Genomic DNA, 17,671 nt, shown 5'->3' with positions numbered 1-17,671 from the left:
TATGATCGACAAAGATGAAGGATCAAGCACGCGACGTGAGCAACTCGTCGCTACGAGCAGCCCGACCGGCCACGCCGCCCGCCCGTCGCTGTCACGGCGCTGACAGACTCGGGCAGCGGCGGGCGGCCCCGTCCGCGTGGGCGCGGTGAACGGCGGCGACGGCGGCCCGCCGGCGGGCCCCCTCGACGAGGCGGGGCCGACGGTCCCGCTGGTGATCGCGGTGACCCCGTCGCCGGCCGAACGGATCCGGCTCGCCGAGCGCCTCGACGGCATCGCGCCCCTGCTGCTGGTCGCCGACCTCGACGAGTTGCGCCGGTTGATCGCCGTCCCGCCGGGGCCGCCGGCCGCCACGACCCCCGACCCGGACGACACGCTGTGGATCGACTCGGCCCGGTCGACGGCCCGCTACGGCGGGCGCGAGGTCTTCCTCACCCGGCTCGAACGCGACCTGCTGGCCCGCCTGACCAGCGAGCCGGTGCGGGTCTGGAGCTACGCGGAGCTGCACCGCACGGTCTGGCACGACGAGGGGCGCCAGCGCACGGCCGGCGTGCAGTCCCTGGTGAAGCGGCTGCGCCGCAAACTCGACCAGCTCGGCACGGGCGTCACCGTCGTCGCGGTACGGGGGGTCGGGTTCCGGCTGACCGACCACCGGCGGCCCCGCATCGACGGCGGGTGAGGCCGCGGCGTGACGGTGCAGGATGGGGGCATGACCGGGCTCGTCGGGCGGGACGACCAGATCCGTCTGCTCGGGGATCTGCTCACCCGCGCGATCGGGGGGCGGGGCGGCGCGCTGGTGTTGCGCGGCGAGGCCGGGATCGGCAAGTCGGCCCTGCTGGAGCACGTGGTCCGGGCCGGGCACGGGCGCGGGGTGCGCGTGCTGGAGGTGACCGGCGTGCAGGCCGAGGGGCAGATCCCGTACGCGGGGCTCGACCACCTGCTCCGCCCGCTGCGCCCCGCCCCGACGGCGGCGGACTCGCCGTACCGCCGGGCCGTCGAGGTGCTGCACCTGCTCGGCGAGCCGGAGCAGCCCACGCTGCTCGCGGTCGAGGACGCGCACTGGCTGGACGCCGCGACCTGGGAGACCCTGACGTTCCTCAGCCGGCGGCTCGGGTCGGACCGGGTCGCCGTGGTCATGGCGGTACGCGACGGCGAGGACGTCGACCGGCGGCTCACCAGGGCGGGGCTGCCCGAACTGCGGCTGGAGCCGCTGACCAGGGCCGACGCCGAGACGCTGTTGGACAGGGCCGCGCCCCGGTTGGCCCCCCGGCTGCGGGCCCGGGTGCTGGCCGAGGCCGCCGGGAACCCGCTGGGCATCGTGGAGCTGGGCGGCTCGGTGGCCCGGCTCGGCGACGGCGCGCTGTCGCCGTCGGCGCTGCCGCTGAGCGCGCGGGTGGAGCGGACCTTCGGCGGGCTGGTCGCCGACCTGCCGCCGCGGACCCGGACCCTGCTGCTGGTCGCGGCGCTGAACGACGGGTCCGACCTGGACGAGATCCTGGCGGCGGCCACGCTCCTCGGCGGCGTCGAGGTGCCCACCGAGGCGATCCAGCCGGCGGTGACCGCCCGCCTGGTCGCCGTCGACGAGCAGTACGAGCTGCGGTTCCGGCACCCGTTGCTGCGCTCGGCGCTGCGCCAGCAGGCCGCGCCCGCGGACCGTCGGCGCGTGCACGCGGCGCTGGCCGAGGTGCTGGCGGCGAGCCCTCAGCGCCAGCTCTGGCACCGGGCCTCGGCCGCGCCGGGCCCGGACGAGGCGCTGGCCCGGGAGCTGACCGACGTGGCGGCCGCCGCCGCGCCGCGTCAGGCGCCGCTCGCGCTGGCCGCGCTCACCCGGGCCGTCCAGCTCAGCCGGGACCCGGCCGCGCGCGGCCACCGGCAGGTGTCGAGCTGTCTCGTGGCGCACGAGCAGGGCGACCAGCACACCGTGCGGCGGCTGCTCGGCGAGATCGACGAGAGCGTCCTGCGGCCGGCCGACCAGGCCCGGCTGACCTGGCTGCGCGAGACGTACCTCCCGATCGCCTGGTCCGGGCCGGAGCGGCTGTTGACCTACGCCGACCTGATCGACACGATGCGCCGCGACGGCGACCCCGAACGCGCCCTCCAGGCGATGAACGACCTGGCGCTGCGCGTCTAAGGGATGTCTCGTAACTCGGTGATGGCTGCTGGTCAACGGTGTCGGTGTCATCCGAGCAGGATGATGTTGTGGAGGTGGGCGATGCCGGAAGCGGTGTCGGTCAATGTGCTGGCGGCGCGTCGGTAGTCCCGGAGGATCTTGAAGGTCTTCATGCGGGCCAGGGCGTGTTCGACCTGCGCCCGGATCGTGCGGTGTTGCTTGTTCAGGTCCTTCTTCCAGTCGGGTAGTTCGGTGCCGTCGGTGGGTTTGCGGTACGGGATGATCACCTCGGGGTTGCCGCGGTAGGCGCCGTCGGCCATGACGGGCCGTCCGGCCAGTTTCTGGTCGATGCCGGAGGTGCGGTAGGCGATGGTGTCGTTGCGGTTGCCCGGCTGCGGGTCACCCAAGGCGACGACCAGGCGGGTGTGGGCGTCGATGGCGACCTGCAGGTTCGTCGAGTAGCGGTAGTTCTTGCTCGGGGCGGCCAGCCGGTGGTCCCGGGTCGGGACCAGGGTGCCGTCGACGATGGCGATCTGTTCGATCCGGCGTCGGCGGACCGGGGCCAGGGCGAGTAGGGGGCCGAGGGTGTCGATGACCCGGTGGGCGGCGGAGTGCGACACCCCGAACAGCGGGCCGATCTGCCGCATGGTCAGGTTCGTGCGCCAGTACGTGGCGACCAGCAGTACCCGGTCGGCGAGGTCGAGGGACCACTGCCGGCCCGGCCGCCCGTCGGCGATGGCGTCCCCGCCACGTTCGGCGACCAGCCTGACCAGCCTGCGGAACTGGGCGGGCTGCAGCCCGGTGAACGGGAAGATCCACTCCGGGCGAGCCGCCGTGATCACCTGCACCACAACATGATCCACCATGGACCCACCACCGAGTTGCGAGACATCCCTTACTACTCCAATGCGCCGACGCCCGTCCGCGACCGGTTCACCGAGGTCACGCTCGCGCTCGGGTCGATCGACGACGACCCGCGCGTGCCCGCGATCATGCTGCTGGTCGCACCGGTCGAGCACGGCGTCGCCGCGCTGCGCCGGCTGGAGCGCCTGGCGCACCGGATGGACCTGCCACCGGCCCTGCGCAGCGACCTGTCGATCGCGGCCTGGGCCATCGGCGCGTTCGACCTCGCCGGGACGTTCGCGCTGTCCGCCGCGGCCGAGGTCCGCGCGCAGGGCCGGATCGGCGTCCTCTCCCAGGCGCTCAACGCGGCCGCGGCGGCGTACGCGGCGCTGGGCGACACCCGGGCCGCGGTGCCGCTGGCCGCCGAGTGCATCAGCCTGGCGGAGGAGACCGGGCTGCCGATGTGGGCGCTGGGCGGCGGCCTCACCATGGGCCTGGTCGAGGCGCTGCGGGGCGACGTCGCCGCCGCCCACCGCCGGGCCGAGGCCGCCGAGCAGGCGCTCGCCGCCGGCCGGCGGCTGCCGATGCTGGCCCTCGTGCAGCGCATCCGGGGCGTCGCCGCGCTCGCCGAGGGCTACCCCGACGACGCGTTCCGGCAGCTCATGCGGATCTTCGACCCGGCGGACAGCGCCTACTTCCCGGCCCACCAACTGCTCGTGCTCGGGCACCTGGCCGAGGCGGCCCTGCTCGGCGGCTTCCAGGACGAGCTGCGCCCGGTGGTCCGCGACCTGGAGCCGGTCGCCGCGGTCAGTGGGTCGCCCGCGCTGCGGGTCGGCCTCGGCTACGCCCGCGCGGTGCTCGACGGGGACCACGAGGCCGCGCTGGCCGGGGACCTGACCGGCTGGCCGTTCGACCGGGCCCGTCTCCAGCTCGCGCACGGCACGGCGCTGCGGCGGGCGCACCGGGTCACGGAGAGCCGGCCGCCGCTGCGGGCCGCCGTGGCCACCTTCGACGCGCTCGGCGTCACGCCGTGGGCCGACCGGGCCCGTGCGGAGCTGCGGGCCACGGGCGAGACACGACGGCGGCCGACGGACGCGTTGACCGCCCTCACCCCGCAGGAGCAGCAGATCGCCCGGCTGGCCGCGGAGGGGCTGAGCAACCGGGAGATCGGCGCGCACCTGTTCCTGTCCCCCCGGACGGTCAGCACCCACCTGTACCGGATCTACCCGAAGATCCACGTCAAGTCGCGGGCGGAGCTGGCGCGCGTCATTACGTCATCCGACGTACGCTGAGCACTCGCAGGATTACCTAACGTGAGGCACATGCCTGTTTCGCACACTGTCGATCCGCGCCGCCCGGCTCCGCGGCTGCGGATCCTCGGCCCGCTACGGGTCCGGCGCGGCGACGCCGAGGTCGACGCCGGGCCGCCGCAGCAACGCTGCCTGCTGGCGCTCCTGCTCGCCCGCGCGGGCCACCCGGTCGGCACGCCCGAGCTGGTCCACCTGCTCTGGGGGCCGGGCGCGCCGCCGAGCGCGGTGAACACCATCCACAAGTACGTCGGTGGGCTCCGCCGCCTGCTCGAACCCGGCCTGCCACCGCGCGCCCCGGGCGCGTACCTGACCCGGCACGGCAACGGCTACCGCTTCACGGCCGGGCCGGAGGCGCTCGACCTCGTCCTGTTCCGGCGGCTCGTCGCCGAGGCGAAGGCGTACGCGCGGGGCGGCGAGCCGGACCGGGCGCTCGACCGGTACGTCGCGGCGCTGCGGCTCGGCCACGGCCCCGCCGGCGACGGCCTGGGCGGCACGCCGGCCGCCCGGGCCACGTTCGCGCGCCTCGACGGCGAGTTCACCGACGCCGTCCTCGACGCCGCCGGGATCGCGGTCCGGCTGCGCCGCCCGGCGCCGGTCCTGGCGTCGCTGCGCCGCGCGGCCGAGCAGGACCCGCTCGACGAACGCGTCCAGGCGGGCCTGGTGACGACGCTCGCCGCCGCCGGCCGCCAGGCCGAGGCCCTGGCGGCGTACCGGTCGATCCACGAGCGGCTCGCCGACGAACTGGGCATCGACCCGGGGCCGGACCTGCGGGAGGCGCACCGGCGGGTGCTGACCCAGGCCGGGCCGCCACCGCGTCGCACGGGGAGGGCCGTGGCCAGGCGGCGGCGCTGGCTACGGCCCTCCCGCCGGTCGGCGGGGCCGGTCGGTCAGGCGTCCGAGTTCACGCCGAAGGTGATCCCGGAATACAACCACGCGCTGTCGAAGATCTTCGACAGCGGCGAGTAGTACGACCGCGTGGTGCAGGTGCCGTTGCTGTTGGTGCCGCCGTGCAGGATGCCGTAGGCCATGTGGTCGACCTCGCTGAACAGCGGGCCGCCGCTGTCCCCGCTGCGCGTGCAGATGTCAGTCATCATTCCGCCGTCCTTCGACAGGACCGTGCCGCACCTGGTGTTGTTGGACGTCTGACCGGTGTGGCAGGCCACCCAGCCAACCTCGATCTGGGAGTAGCGGTACATGCCGTCGATCGGGAACTCCTCGCTCTTCCCCGAGTGGAACACCGTGTTGCGCGGGTTCACCACCCAGTAGCTGACGTACTCGAAGCCGTTCATCACCACGTACGGCATGATGACCCCGTCGATGGGGTAGTTCCGGCTGACGTAGGTCGGAGAGTTGTAGCGGCCGACGTAGAGGCCCGCGTGCCGGGAGTAGTAGCCCTCCCCACCCTCGCTACAGTGCCCCGCCGTGACCGTGTACTGCCAGCCGTCCGAGCCGTGCACGTTGAAGCCGTTGGTGCAGGTCCACTTCGGGCTCTTGTTGAAGTCGAGCATGTCCAGCCGCAGCCCGCCGCGCATCGGCGCCTCACAGTTCTGGATCGCGCAGGCCTGCGGGATGGGGGTCGGCGAGTCGACCACCGCGACGCCCAGGTCGCCGGCCAGCGCGAGCCGGCCGGCCGAGCCGCGGACGGCGGCCGCCGCGCCATGGTGCAGCTCCACCCGGTTGCGCTGCGGGTTGATCACCGGCTCCTGCTCGGGCGTGAGCCCCAGCCGGGCGCTGGCCTCCCGCGCCCTGGCCGCGAGCTCCCGGAGGGAGTGCCGCGCCCCGACGACGCGGATGTGCTGCCGGTCCGGGATCGCGGCCAGCGCGGGCGCCAGTTTCCCGGCGGCGGTGCTGGCGACATGACCGCCGCGGCCAGCCTCCAGTTCGTTCCTCTTCGCACCTGAGTCGCGTCCCTCCGCCACGTGACGCTCTTCGCGTCGGTGCCGTAGTCGCTGCCAGCCGGCTGTGGACGCGATCTGGACGACGAGTGGAGGGCGGGGCGCGACCGGCTACGGCCGGCCGGCGGCGCAGTTGTTGCTCTTGCGGGTGACCGTGTATTCGGTGTCGTCGTGGGTAATGCCCGACGGCTCGCCGTCGAACCAGGTCTCGACCTTCTCCCAGCCCCGGCGCTGCTCGTAGTGCAGGTGCGGCGCGCCGGAGTTGCCGGTGCTGCCGACCCGCCCGATCTGCTCGCCCTGGGCGACCCGCTGGCCCTCGCGGACCAGCGGCGGTTCGAGCAGGTGCAGGTACTGCGTCTCCCACCGGCCGCCGTGGTCGATCTTCACCCAGTATCCGCCGCCCCGCCCGCGCGGACCGTCCGGGTCGTCGGGGGTACGGCCGCCCAGCGACCCGTTGATCCCGGCCACGGTCACCGTGCCCGCGTACGAGGCGAGCACCGGCCGCCCCCACGCCTCGCCCCGCTTGGGGAACAGGTCGACGTCGTAGTCGTCGTGCCCGGGGTAGGTGCCGAGCTGCCACGTCTCGCCGCAGGCGACGGGGAGCTGGAACAGGGGGCGCGGGCCCGGTGGCCGCAGGAACCGCCAGGCGACCCCGGCGACGGCGACGAGCGCGATCACCGTCCCGAGCGCGAGGACGACGAGGACGGCCCGGCGGCGCGGGCGGCGTCTGGTGGGGCGGCCGGTCGTCATCGTGCCGAGCATGGCAGACCCCGGCCACGCCACCGGCCCCGGGTGGGCGGCCCCGCGCCGGGCCCACGCCGAGACATCGATCCCCGTCTTGTTCGTGTTAACGGTAACAAGTATCCTGCCTCTCAGGAGCGAAGGGCACGCTCCGCCGCCGTCACCGGGATCGCCGATCCGGGGCGGCAGAGCCGGAGCACCAGCCGGGAACGAGCACGCCCGGCGTCCCCGTGGACGCCAGGGCCCGCCCCGACCCGTGACATCGCAGCCCCTACCAGGGCCGACCGCGCCGCCGTTCCCGGGCGGACGCCGGGCGGCCGCCCCTGCGCCCACCCACCCCCGGCAGGCACCCGTTCCAGGTGCGCTGCCCCCGTCTCGGGAGGTATCCGTGAAAACCCTGACCGGCACCAGACTCAGGCGCGGCGTCGCCTTCGTGGCGGCGCTGCTCTGCGTCTCCACGCTGTTCGCCGCCCCGGCGCGGGCGGACAATCCGATTGTGCAGACGATCTATACGGCGGATCCTGCGCCGTTGGTCTACAACGGTCGGGTCTATCTCTATACCGGTCACGACGAGGATGGGTCGACGTATTTCACGATGAAGGACTGGCGGGTGTTCTCGTCGGCGGACATGGTGAACTGGACTGATCATGGTTCGCCGATGAGCCTGGCCACGTTCTCGTGGGCGGAGGCGGACGCGTGGGCGGGTCACGTCGTGGCGCGGAACAACAGGTTCTACTGGTATGTGCCGGTGAAGCAGCGTGGTGGTGGGATGGTGATCGGTGTCGGGGTGGCTGACAGTCCGACGGGGCCGTTCCGGGATGCGATCGGTCGTCCGTTGGTGGGTAACGGTGAGATCGATCCGAACGTGATGATCGACGATGATGGGCAGGCGTACCTGTACTGGGGTAACCCGAACCTGTGGTATGTGAGGTTGAACGCGGACATGGTCTCGTATTCGGGGAGTCCGACGAAGATTCCGTTGACCACGGCGGGGTTCGGGACGCGGACGGGTAACGCGTCCCGGCCGACTCTGTATGAGGAGGGGCCGTGGGTGTACAAGCGTAACGGCATGTACTACAACGTGTTCGCGGCGGAGTGTTGTTCGGAGTTCATCGGTTACTCGACGGCGCCGGGTCCGACGGGGCCGTGGACGTATCGGGGGACGGTGATGCCGCGGCAGGGCGGTAGTTTCACGAACCATCCGGGGGTGATCGACTTCAACGGCGGGTCGTATTTCTTCTATCACAACGGGGCGTTGCCGGGTGGGGGTGGTTACACCCGGTCGGTGGCGGTGGAGAAGTTCTCCTACCGTAGTGACGGGACGATCCCGAGCATGAACATGACCACCGGCGGGGCGCCGCAGATCGGGACGTTGAATCCGTATGTGCGGCAGGAGGCGGAGACGATCGCCTGGTCGGTGGGGGTGGAGACGGAGCCTGCCAGTGAGGGTGGGATGAACGTGGGTTTCCTCAACAACGGTGACTACGTCAAGGTGAAGGGGGTGGCGTTCGGGTCGGGCGCGGCGTCGTTGAGCGCGCGGGTGGCCTCGGCCGGCAGTGGTGGCACGATCGAGGCGCGGTTGGGCAGCCCGACGGGCACCCGGGTCGCCGCGTGCACGGTGCCGGTCACCGGCGGCTGGCAGACGTGGCAGACGGTGTCCTGCCCGGTGACCGGCGCGACCGGCACCCAGGACCTGTACCTACGGTTCGTCGGCGGCAGCGGCAACCTGTTCAACCTCAACTGGTGGCAGTTCGGCACCGGCGGCGACCCGACGCCCACGCCCACCACCCCGGCCCCCACGACCCCGGCCCCCACCACGCCCGCTCCCACCACCCCGCCGCCCACCACCCCGCCGGCCGGGCAGGCGTGCGGCGTCACGTACACGCAGGTCGGCTCCTGGTCCGGCGGCTACGAGGGCAGGCTCACCATCACCAACACCGGCAGCGTCCCCATCAGCGGCTGGCGGGTGACCTTCTCGCTGCCCAGCGGGCAGTCGCTGTCCCAGGGCTGGAACGCGACCTTCGGCCAGCAGGGCAGCCAGGTCACCGTGACCAACGCCGCCTACAACGGGCAGTTGTCCGCCGGCGGCTCGACCACGGCCGGCTACATCGCCTCCAGCACCGGCAGCGCCCAGGCGCCCACCAACCTCGCCTGCACGTCCTCCTGACCCCGCGACGGTGACCGGGGGTGGGCCGGACCAGGCCCGCCCCCGGTCAGCGCGTACGGGACGGGGGCGCGGTGCTGTCGCGGACCACGAGCTCGGTGGCGAGCTCGATCCGTGGGCTCTCGATCCGCTCGCCCCGGGCGAGCCGCAGCACGGTACGCGCCGCCAGCATGCCCATCTCCACGAGCGGCTGCCGGATGGTGGTCAGCGGCGGGGAACACCACCGCACCTCGGGCAGGTCGTCGAAGCCCATCACGCTCACGTCGTCGGGCACCCGCAGGCCGCGCTTGCGGACCGCCTCGTAGACGCCGAGCGCCATCTGGTCGCTGGAGGCGAAGATCGCGGTGGGCGGGTCGGGCAACGCCAGCAGCTGCGTCCCGGCGGCGTAGCCGGACTCGTGATAGAAGTTGCCCGGCCGGATGAGGGCGTCGTCGACGGCGATCCCCGCGGCGTCGAGCGCCGCCCGGTAGCCGTCCAGCCGGGCCCGGCTGCACATCAGCTGCGGCGGCCCGGCGATGAAGCCGACGCGCCGATGGCCCAGGCCGAGCAGGAACTGGTTGGCCTCCAGGCTGCCCGCCCAGTTGGTGGCGCCGATGGTGGGCGCCTCCTGCGGGGCGACGCCGGCGGGGTCGACGATGACCACCGGCAGGTTGAGCCGGCGCAGCTCGGCCTGCAATGGCGGCGCCACCATCGAGGTCACGAAGATGACCCCCTCCGTGGACCGGCCACGCATGTTGTCGAGCCACTGCTTGGCCGCCGAGGTGCGCTGGTGGATGGCCGAGACGACGGTGCCCGCGCCGCTGCTGTGGGCGACGTCCTCCACCCCCCGGATGATCTCCACGGCCCAGGGGCTGTCCAGGTCGTTGAAGACCAGGTCGATCAGGGCGGAGCTGCTGCGCCGGCTGGGCAGCCGGCGACGGTAGCCGTGCCGGGTCAGCAGCTCCTCGACGCGCTCCCGGGTCTGGGGGGCGACGTCGGAGCGGCCGTTGATGACCCGGGAGACCGTGGGCACGGAAACGCCGGCCAGACGCGCGATCATCGCGATGGTGACGTTTCGGCTGCTGTCGGAACCCACGGTCCGCCCTTTCGTCTCACCTGGCTACGGTCGCAGAAGGCTATCGCAGCGGCCTCGGGTCACCCCTTCACGCTGCCCGAGAGACCACTGATGAGCTGGCGTTCGGCCACGGCGTAGAACCCGAGGGCCGGCACCATCGACAGCACGACGTACGCGAGCACCCGGGCGGTGTCGTCGGAGTACTGCCCCTGGAACGCCTGGACCCCGACGGGCAGGGTCCACCAGCTCTGGTCGGTGAACACCACCAGCGGGAGCATGAAGTTGTTCCAGCTGGTCACGAGGGCCAGCACGGAGACGGTGGCCAGCGCGGGGCGGGCCATCGGCAGCAGGATCCGCCAGAAGAACCCGAACGCGCTGCACCCGTCGAGGATCGCCGCCTCCTCGACCTCGCCGGGGATGGTGCGGAAGAACTGCCGCAGGATGATGACGGTGATCGGCAGGCCGAAGGCGGCCTGGGGCAGGATCACCCCGAGGGGGTTGTCCAGCAGTTCCATGCTGCGCAGCAGCACGAACAGCGGCAGGATGGCCACCGCGAACGGGAACATCAGCCCCACGCCGAACAGGGTGAACAGCAGTTCCCGCCCCCGGAACGCGAAGCGCGCGAAGACGAACGCGGCCATCGCCGCCGCGGCGACCATGATGAACGTGCCGGTCACCGCGATGAGGACGCTGTTGCCCAGCTGCCGCCAGAACACCTCGGAGGTGAGGATGTCGGTGTAGTTGCTCGGCACCCACGGGTCGGGCAGGCCGAGGGGGTTGACGGACAGCTGGCCGTTGTCCTTGAACCCGCCGAGCACCCCGAACCAGACCGGCACGACGATGACCGCGCCGACGACGATGCAGACGAGGTGCAACACGAGGCGGCGGGCCCGCAGGGCGGGGTTCGCCGTGCTGGTCATCGGTTGTCTCCCTGGTTGGTGATCGCGCCCTCGGTGTCGCGGCGCAGCACGACGCGCTGGTAGATGAGGGCGAACACGAAGCTCAGCAGGAACATGATGATGCTGATCGCGCTGGCGTAGCCGACCTCGAAGCGGCGGAAGCCGTACTGGAACATCGTCACGGCCATGGTCTCGGAGGCGTGGATGGGGCCGCCGCCGGTGAGCACCCAGACCATGTCGAACAACTGGATGGTGCCGATGACCGACAGGAAGACGCTGATCCGGATCGTCGGCCCGAGCAGGGGCAGGGTGACGTGCCGGAATGCTTGCCAGGGGCCGGCGCCGTCGGTGGTGGCGGCCTCGTTCAGCTCCTTGGGGATGCTCTGCCGGGCGGCCAGGAAGAGCATCATGTAGAGCCCGAAGTACTTCCAGGACACGATCATGAAGACGGCGAACAGCACGGTGTCCGGGTCGGCGAAGATCGTGCCGGCGTCGGAGCCGAGCCACCGGGCGATCGAGTCGCCCAGCCCGCGGTTCGGCGAGAACACCAGGTTGAACAGGACGGCCGTGGTGACCTCGGAGAGCACGTACGGGGCGAAGAAGATCAGCCGGTAAATGCTGCGGCCCCGCAGGGGCTGGTTGAGCAGCATGGCCAGGCCCAGCGCGACGGGCAGCTGGACGGTCAGCGACAGCACGATCAGCACGAGGCCGTGCCACAGGTCGCCGCGGAACGTCGGGTCGCCGAAGGCGCGGGTGTAGTTGTCCAGCCCGACGAAGTTCTCCGGCAGGTTGAAGCCGTTCCACTTGTAGAGGCTGGCGTAGCTGGCCACCACGATGGGGGCGATGACCAGCAGCAGGAACAGCGCCAGGGCCGGGGTCAGGAAGATGGCGAGGACGCGGCGGCGGCCCGGCCGGGGCCGGGCGCCGCGCCGTCGCGCGGTGCCCGGCCCCGGCGGGTCGGTCGCCGGGCCGCCGCGCCTGGTCTCCGGCACGGTCGATGGCCTGGTCATACGTGTTCCACTCGATTCTCTCAGCGGGCCACGGGGCGGGGGACGACTACTGGCTCTTCGCGACCGCGGTGATGTCCTTGAGGATCTGCGCGGACGTCTTGTTGCCGGCGATCAGCTCGGCGACGCTGTCGTTGACCTGCTGGCCGACGGCGGGCGGGTACGCCTGGTCGAGGTAGAGCTGGAAGCCGGTGGCGCTGGCCAGGGCCTGCGCGACGGTCTTGTTGTTGGGGTCGGCGATCGCGTCGGTCGCCTCCTTGACAGTCGGCAGCACCGCGCCGGTCTTGGCGGACTTGCGCTGGCTGTCGACGCTGAGCAGGGCCTTGAGGAAGTCGAGGGTCGCCGCGGGGGCGTCCTTGCCGACGGCGAAGCCGTTGCCGCCGCCGAACACCTCCGTGGCGGAGCCCTTGCCGCCGTCGACGGCCGGGAACGGGAAGAAGCCGAGCTTGTCGCCGATGCCCTTCTTGCTGGTGGAGCTGGACGCCTGCACGGACGGCGCCCACTGCCCCATCAGCTCCAGCGCGGCGCCGCCGTTGCCCATGGTGGCGGCCTGGCCGTCCGGGGAGCCGTACTCGGCGCCGAGGAAGCCCTTCTGGAACGGCTGGAGGTCGACCAGCTCCTTGAGCCGGTCGCCGGCCGCCACGAAGTCGGGGGTGTCGAAGTTCTTGTCCTTGGCGGCCTGCTGGAGCGCGCCGAGCCCACCGATGCGCATGGACAGGTACGCCCAGTAGAAGTGGGCCGGCCACTTCTCCTTGCCGGCCAGCGCGATCGGCACGATGCCGGCGGCCTTGAGCTTGCGGACCGTGTCGAGCAGCCCGGCCCAGGTGGTCGGCGGCTCGGTGATCTGGGCCTTGGCGAAGAGATCCTTGTTGTACCAGAAGCCGACCATGCCGACGTCGAACGGCACGCCGTAGATCTTGCCGTCGATGGTGTACGGCTCCAGGGACAGGGGCAGCAGGCTCCCGATCCACGGCTGCACGTCGTCGGTGATGTCCTTGACCAGGCCGGCCTCCGCCTGCTGGCGGAGCACGCCACCGCCCCACGACTGGAACAGGTCGGGCGGGGATCCGGCCTGGGTGGCGGTGGTCAGCTTGGCCTTGAACGCCTCGTTCTCCAGCGGCTGGATCTCGATCTTGACGTTCGGGTGCGCGGTCTTGTACTCCTCGGCCGCCGCCGCCCACACCGGCAGCATCGGCTCGGTGTTCTGGATGTGCCACCAGTCGATGGTCTGCGGGGCGTTCGGGTCGCCCGACTCGTCGTCGCCGCTACAGCCGCTGAGCAGGTAGGCGCCGGCGCCGGCGCCGACGAGGCCGAGCAGCGTTCTGCGGGAGAGGTGCGCTGACATGGTCCATCCCTTCGGGGACTCACGAGGTGCTCGGATGCTGATCGAGCCGGCAGGACTCGACGTTATCTTCGGAAGTTCCAATGCTTCGCCGGTATTACCGATCGATGGCGGGCACGCTACGACGTAGCGTATGTCCGGGTCAAGGGGTCTGTCCTAAGGCGACGTCAACGGCTACCGTGGTCGGCACCTACCGATAATCCGGGCCGAGCGTCCGGAAGTTCCGAAAGCCGCACCAGAGGAGCCGACGTGTCGACCGAGACCGCTGACGTGGCGACCGCTGCCCGGTCGATCCGCAACCCCGTCCTTCCCGGGTTCCACCCGGACCCGTCGATCCTGCGGGTCGGCGACGACTACTACCTGGCCACCTCCACCTTCGAGTGGTTCCCGGGCGTCCGCGTGCACCACTCCCGCGACCTCGTGCACTGGCGTCCGCTCGGCGGGATCGTCACCGAGCGCCGCCTGCTCGACCTGCGCGGCTGCGGCGACTCCAACGGGGTGTGGGCGCCCGACCTGACCTGGCACGACGGGCAGTTCTACCTCGTCTACAGCGACGTGGCCAGCTTCGCCAGCGGCTACTGGGACCCGCAGAACTACCTGATCACCGCCCCCGACATCGCCGGTCCCTGGTCGGATCCGGTGCAGCTGCACGGCCGCGGCTTCGACGCGTCGCTGTTCCACGACGAGGACGGCACCACCTGGATGCTGAGCATGCGCGCGGACTGGCGACCCGGGCGCGACCGCTTCGCCGGCATCGAGATCCAGCGCTACGACCGCGCCGAGCGCCGCCTCGTCGGCCGCCCCCAACTGCTGTTCACCGGCACGTCGGTCGGGCTGACCGAGGGCCCGCACATCTACCGCCACGACGGGTGGTACTGGCTGGTCACCGCCGAGGGGGGCACCAGCTGGGAGCACCAGGTCACCGTGGCCCGCTCCCGCGAGCTGCTGGGGCCGTACGAGGTGGACCCGGCGGGACCGCTGCTGACCTCGGTGGGCCGGCCCGACCTGCCGTTGCAGAAGGCCGGGCACGGCAGCCTGGTGCGCACCCCGCACGGCGACTGGTACCTGGCGCACCTCGTCGGCCGCCCCTACACCCCGCTGGGCAACTGCGTGCTGGGGCGGGAGACCGCCATCCAGCGGGTCGAGTGGCCCGCCGGCGGCTGGCCGAGCGTCCCCGGCGGCGTCCCGGCGGACGAGGTGGCCGGGCCGGGCCTGCCCCTGCACCCGTGGCCGGAGGAGCCCGCCACCGACCACTTCGACACCGGCGAGCTGGGCGCAGCCTGGTCGACGCTGCGCCGGCCCGCCACCGACGACTGGGTGGACCTGCGCAGCCGCCCCTCCCACCTGCGCATCCACGGTGGACAGTCACCGGTGGGCAAGCAGCGGCCGAGCCTGGTCGCGCGCCGCGTCGGCGCCACGCACTGCTCGCTGGAGGCCGTCGTCGAGTTCGACCCGGTCGACCACTACCAGCTCGCCGGGGTCACCGCCTACTACAACACCCTCAACTGGCACCACCTCTACCTGACCCGGTCCGACGACGGCCGGCGGGTGCTGGAGCTGCTCAGCTCCGACAGCGGGCGGCGCACCGCGTACCCCGAACTCACCGTCGACGCGCCCGGCACCGGCCCGGTCGGCCTGCGGGCCGAGTTCGACGGGCCCGTCGTGCGCTTCTGGTACGACCTCGGCGCGGGGTGGCGGCGGGTCCCGGTGGAGCTGGACGCGACGATCCTGTCCGACGAGCACGCCGCGCTGATCATCGACGGCGAGCCGGCGGCGTGGGGCTTCACCGGCGCCCTGCTCGGGCTGTGGGTGCAGGACCTCGGCGGCGACGGCGCCCACGCCGACTTCGACCTGGCCACCTACCGGGAACACTGACGGCCCCCCGATGCGCCCCGTCCCCGCGCCCCGCCCCGGGGTGAGCGCCGACATCGTCGAGACCACCCGTGGCGGGGGGCGGGTCCTCGGCCTCACCTTCGACGACGGGCCGAACCCCGCCGCCACGCCGCGCCTGCTCGACGTGCTGCGCCGGCACGGCATCGCGGCCGTGTTCTGCCTGTGGGGCGAGCAGGTCGACGCCCACCCCGAGGTGGCACGCGAGATCGTGGCCGCCGGGCACACGCTGGGCAACCACAGCATGCGCCACGAGGACATGAGCTCCTGGCCGCCGGAGCGGATCGAGGCGGACCTGCGGGAGGCCGACGCCGCCATCCGCCGTGCGGTGCCGGGGGCGCGGATCCCGTACTTCCGCGCCCCCTACGGCGCCTGGGGCCGCAGCCCCGCGGTGGCCGCCGCCCTGGGCATGCGGCCGCTCGGCTGGCGGCTGGCCGTCGGCGACTGGGACCCGCCGGGCGTCGACGAGCTGGTGCGCCGCCTGCGCGACGGGATCACCCCGGGGGCCGTGGTGCTGCTGCACGACGGCGGGGGCGACCGCGGCCAGACCGTCGACGCGGTCGAGCGCGTCGTGCCCGCGCTGGCGGCGCAGGGCTGGCGGTTCGCCCTGCCCCGGCGGCCGGACTGGCCCTGACGCCGCTGCGGCGGGCGGTCCTCAGAACCCGGCGAGGACGATCTTGCCGATCGTCGCGCCGCTCTCGACGGCGGCATGCGCCCGGCGCAGGTTGGCGGCGTCGATGCCGTCGATCCGCGTGGTCATCGTGGTACGCAGGACCCCCTCGTCCACCAGCTCGGCGACCCGCCGCAGGATGTGGTGCTGCGCGAGGCTGGTCGGGTCGTGCAGGGGCCGGGTGAACATCAGCTCCCAGTGCCAGGCGATGCTCTTGGCCTTGAGGGGCAGCAGGTCCAGGCCCGGTGGCTCGTCGATGGCGACCACGGCCCCGAACGGGCGCACGATCCGGGCGAAGGTCCCGACCATCCCGGCGGAGAACGGGCTGAAGACGTGGTCCACGCCGCCGGGCAGCGCCTCGGCCAGGTCCTCGTGATGGTTGACGACCCGGTGCGCCCCCTGGTCGAGGACGAACCGCCGGGACTCCGGGCGCGACGCCGTCCCGACGACCTCGAGGTCGGTCAGGTGCCGGGCGAGCTGCACGAGGATGGCGCCCACGCCGCCGGCCGCGCCCAGGACCAGCAGGGTGCCGGTGCTGGTGGCGGTCAGCCGGAGCCGGTCGAAGAGGGACTCCCACGCGGTGAGCGCCGTCAGCGGCAGCGCCGCGGCCTCGGCGAAGTCCAGCGAGGCCGGCTTCGGCCCGACGATGCGCTCGTCGACCAGGTGCAGCTCGGAGTTCGTGCCGGGCCGGGCCAGCGAGCCCGCGTACCAGACCTCGTCGCCGGGGGCGAAGAGGGTGACCGCCGGGCCGACCCGCTCCACCACGCCGGCCGCGTCGTAGCCGAGGATCCTCGGCTCGTCGCCCGGGGCGCTGCCGGCGCGGACCTTGACGTCGGCCGGGTTGACGGAGACGGCCTCGACCCGGACCAGGAGGTCGTGGTCACCGGGTGTCGGGACGGGAAGGGTCAGGTCGAGCAGCGACGACGGATCGGAGCTGGGCAGGTTCCTGCGGTAACCGACCGCACGCATCAGTTCAGCCATGCCCGGACGCTATTTCGACGGCCCTAGTTACCGTCAACGGTCATTGGTATCCGAAGGGAACTACGATGGCCGGGTGCTCACGACCGCCTGCGGCCGGGCCCACGACGTCTACGACGCGTCCTGCCCGTGCCGGCACATCCTGGACCTGCTGGCCAACAAGTGGAGCGCGCTGGCGCTCGGGGCGCTGGAGGACGGGCCCCGGCGCTTCGGCGAGCTCCGCGCCCGCCTCGACGGGATCAGCCCGAAGGTGCTCACCGCCACCCTGCGCCGGCTGGAGGAACACGGCCTCGTCGACCGCACGGTGTATCCGGCGGTGCCGCTGCACGTCGAATACTCCCTGACCGCCCTCGGGTGGGACGCGTGCGAGCCGCTGGCCCGGCTGCGTCGCTGGGTGGTGGCGAACATCGAGCGGTTCCCGGCGCGGACGGGCGCGCCGGACGGTCGGTAGTCCCGGCCGGCGCCGGTCGGCCCGCGCGACCGCCGCGGCACCGCCTGCCGGGCGGCCCGGAGCACACCACGGGGCCGGTGCGGAGCTCGCCCCCTCCGCACCGGCCCCACCGGCTCGGCCGGCCGACGCCTGCGCGCCCGCCTGTGGCCGGTGCCCTGCCGGTGGTGATCCCGACGCCGGCCGTGGTCCGACCGACGCCGGAGCGTCGACCCGCCGACGAACGCCGTCAGCAGGTGGAGTTGGTCTGGGTGATCAGGCCCAGCCGCCAGGGCAGGTTGTTGTACTCGCCCCCCCCGCTTTCGGGTCCAGCCCCTGATAGA

General features: G+C 72.7%; 16 protein-coding genes. 8 read left to right on the top strand and 8 right to left on the bottom strand.

From position 1 onward, the window contains the following. Positions 1-145: 145 nt before the first annotated feature. On the top strand, positions 146-676 hold the full coding sequence (locus tag O7628_RS25445) for a winged helix-turn-helix domain-containing protein (RefSeq protein ID WP_278134335.1): 531 nt from the start codon (positions 146-148) through the stop codon (positions 674-676). A gap of 30 nt (positions 677-706) precedes the next feature. Next, positions 707-2,128, top strand: a complete 1,422-nt coding sequence (locus O7628_RS25440) for an AAA family ATPase (protein WP_278134333.1) — start codon at positions 707-709, stop codon at positions 2,126-2,128. A 47-nt stretch (positions 2,129-2,175) separates the two neighbouring features. Here O7628_RS25440 and O7628_RS25435 read toward each other — a convergent pair whose 3' ends face one another. After that, a complete protein-coding gene (locus O7628_RS25435; RefSeq protein WP_278136285.1) occupies positions 2,176-2,955 on the bottom strand; it encodes a transposase family protein in 780 nt (259 codons plus the stop codon). A gap of 6 nt (positions 2,956-2,961) precedes the next feature. Between O7628_RS25435 and O7628_RS25430 the strand changes: the two genes are divergently transcribed. Both O7628_RS25430 and O7628_RS25425 read left to right on the top strand, forming a co-directional pair. Beyond that, positions 2,962-4,242: a LuxR family transcriptional regulator gene (locus O7628_RS25430; protein WP_278134331.1), complete on the top strand. Its 1,281-nt coding sequence runs from the start codon at positions 2,962-2,964 to the stop codon at positions 4,240-4,242. A gap of 30 nt (positions 4,243-4,272) precedes the next feature. Further along, positions 4,273-5,226 (top strand): AfsR/SARP family transcriptional regulator, encoded by a 954-nt coding sequence (locus O7628_RS25425; protein ID WP_278134329.1) that lies wholly within the window; start codon positions 4,273-4,275, stop codon positions 5,224-5,226. On the opposite strand, the gene O7628_RS25420 is transcribed toward O7628_RS25425, so the two are convergent. Both O7628_RS25420 and O7628_RS25415 read right to left on the bottom strand, forming a co-directional pair. Next, positions 5,148-6,179 carry a S1 family peptidase gene (locus O7628_RS25420; RefSeq protein ID WP_278134327.1) on the bottom strand — a complete coding sequence of 344 codons (1,032 nt, stop codon included), beginning with the start codon at positions 6,177-6,179 and terminating at the stop codon, positions 5,148-5,150. The two genes, O7628_RS25425 and O7628_RS25420, sit on opposite strands and share 79 nt — an antisense overlap. Positions 6,180-6,266: 87 nt before the next feature. Further along, positions 6,267-6,905, bottom strand: coding sequence for a M23 family metallopeptidase (locus O7628_RS25415; protein ID WP_278134325.1), 639 nt, complete (start codon positions 6,903-6,905; stop codon positions 6,267-6,269). A 451-nt stretch (positions 6,906-7,356) separates the two neighbouring features. Here O7628_RS25415 and O7628_RS25410 point away from each other — a divergent pair, with 451 nt between their 5' ends. Further along, the gene (locus O7628_RS25410) at positions 7,357-9,063 is read left to right on the top strand and encodes a family 43 glycosylhydrolase (protein WP_278136401.1); all 1,707 of its coding nucleotides are present in this window, start codon (positions 7,357-7,359) and stop codon (positions 9,061-9,063) included. Positions 9,064-9,109: 46 nt separating this feature from the next. Here the strand turns inward: O7628_RS25410 and O7628_RS25405 are convergent, their stop codons facing one another. The 4 genes from O7628_RS25405 to O7628_RS25390 all read right to left on the bottom strand — a co-directional run bounded on the left by O7628_RS25405 (position 9,110) and on the right by O7628_RS25390 (position 13,365). Then, on the bottom strand, positions 9,110-10,099 hold the full coding sequence (locus O7628_RS25405; protein WP_221486628.1) for a LacI family DNA-binding transcriptional regulator: 990 nt from the start codon (positions 10,097-10,099) through the stop codon (positions 9,110-9,112). Positions 10,100-10,194: 95 nt separating this feature from the next. Continuing rightward, positions 10,195-11,034 carry a carbohydrate ABC transporter permease gene (locus O7628_RS25400; protein ID WP_074478924.1) on the bottom strand — a complete coding sequence of 280 codons (840 nt, stop codon included), beginning with the start codon at positions 11,032-11,034 and terminating at the stop codon, positions 10,195-10,197. Next, a complete protein-coding gene (locus O7628_RS25395) occupies positions 11,031-12,023 on the bottom strand; it encodes a sugar ABC transporter permease (protein ID WP_074478923.1) in 993 nt (330 codons plus the stop codon). The genes O7628_RS25400 and O7628_RS25395 overlap by 4 nt, the downstream gene beginning before the upstream one ends. A gap of 46 nt (positions 12,024-12,069) precedes the next feature. Continuing rightward, complete coding sequence (locus O7628_RS25390) at positions 12,070-13,365, bottom strand: extracellular solute-binding protein (protein WP_278134321.1); 1,296 nt, start codon at positions 13,363-13,365, stop codon at positions 12,070-12,072. Between the two features lie 246 nt (positions 13,366-13,611). On the opposite strand from O7628_RS25390, the gene O7628_RS25385 reads away from it, so the two are divergent. Further along, the gene (locus O7628_RS25385) at positions 13,612-15,237 is read left to right on the top strand and encodes a glycoside hydrolase family 43 protein (RefSeq protein WP_278134320.1); all 1,626 of its coding nucleotides are present in this window, start codon (positions 13,612-13,614) and stop codon (positions 15,235-15,237) included. A gap of 10 nt (positions 15,238-15,247) precedes the next feature. Beyond that, positions 15,248-15,886, top strand: coding sequence for a polysaccharide deacetylase family protein (locus O7628_RS25380; RefSeq protein WP_278134317.1), 639 nt, complete (start codon positions 15,248-15,250; stop codon positions 15,884-15,886). A gap of 21 nt (positions 15,887-15,907) precedes the next feature. Here the strand turns inward: O7628_RS25380 and O7628_RS25375 are convergent, their stop codons facing one another. Next, positions 15,908-16,903, bottom strand: coding sequence for a zinc-binding alcohol dehydrogenase family protein (locus O7628_RS25375; protein WP_278134316.1), 996 nt, complete (start codon positions 16,901-16,903; stop codon positions 15,908-15,910). A gap of 73 nt (positions 16,904-16,976) precedes the next feature. On the opposite strand from O7628_RS25375, the gene O7628_RS25370 reads away from it, so the two are divergent. Beyond that, positions 16,977-17,351, top strand: a complete 375-nt coding sequence (locus O7628_RS25370) for a helix-turn-helix domain-containing protein (protein WP_074478918.1) — start codon at positions 16,977-16,979, stop codon at positions 17,349-17,351. Positions 17,352-17,671: the final 320 nt, after the last annotated feature.

It is taken from the genome of Micromonospora sp. WMMD956 (assembly GCF_029626125.1).
GTDB lineage: Bacteria > Actinomycetota > Actinomycetes > Mycobacteriales > Micromonosporaceae > Micromonospora > Micromonospora carbonacea.
Note: the sequence above shows the minus strand (reverse complement) of the source record. Positions and strands in the feature narration are given on the sequence as shown.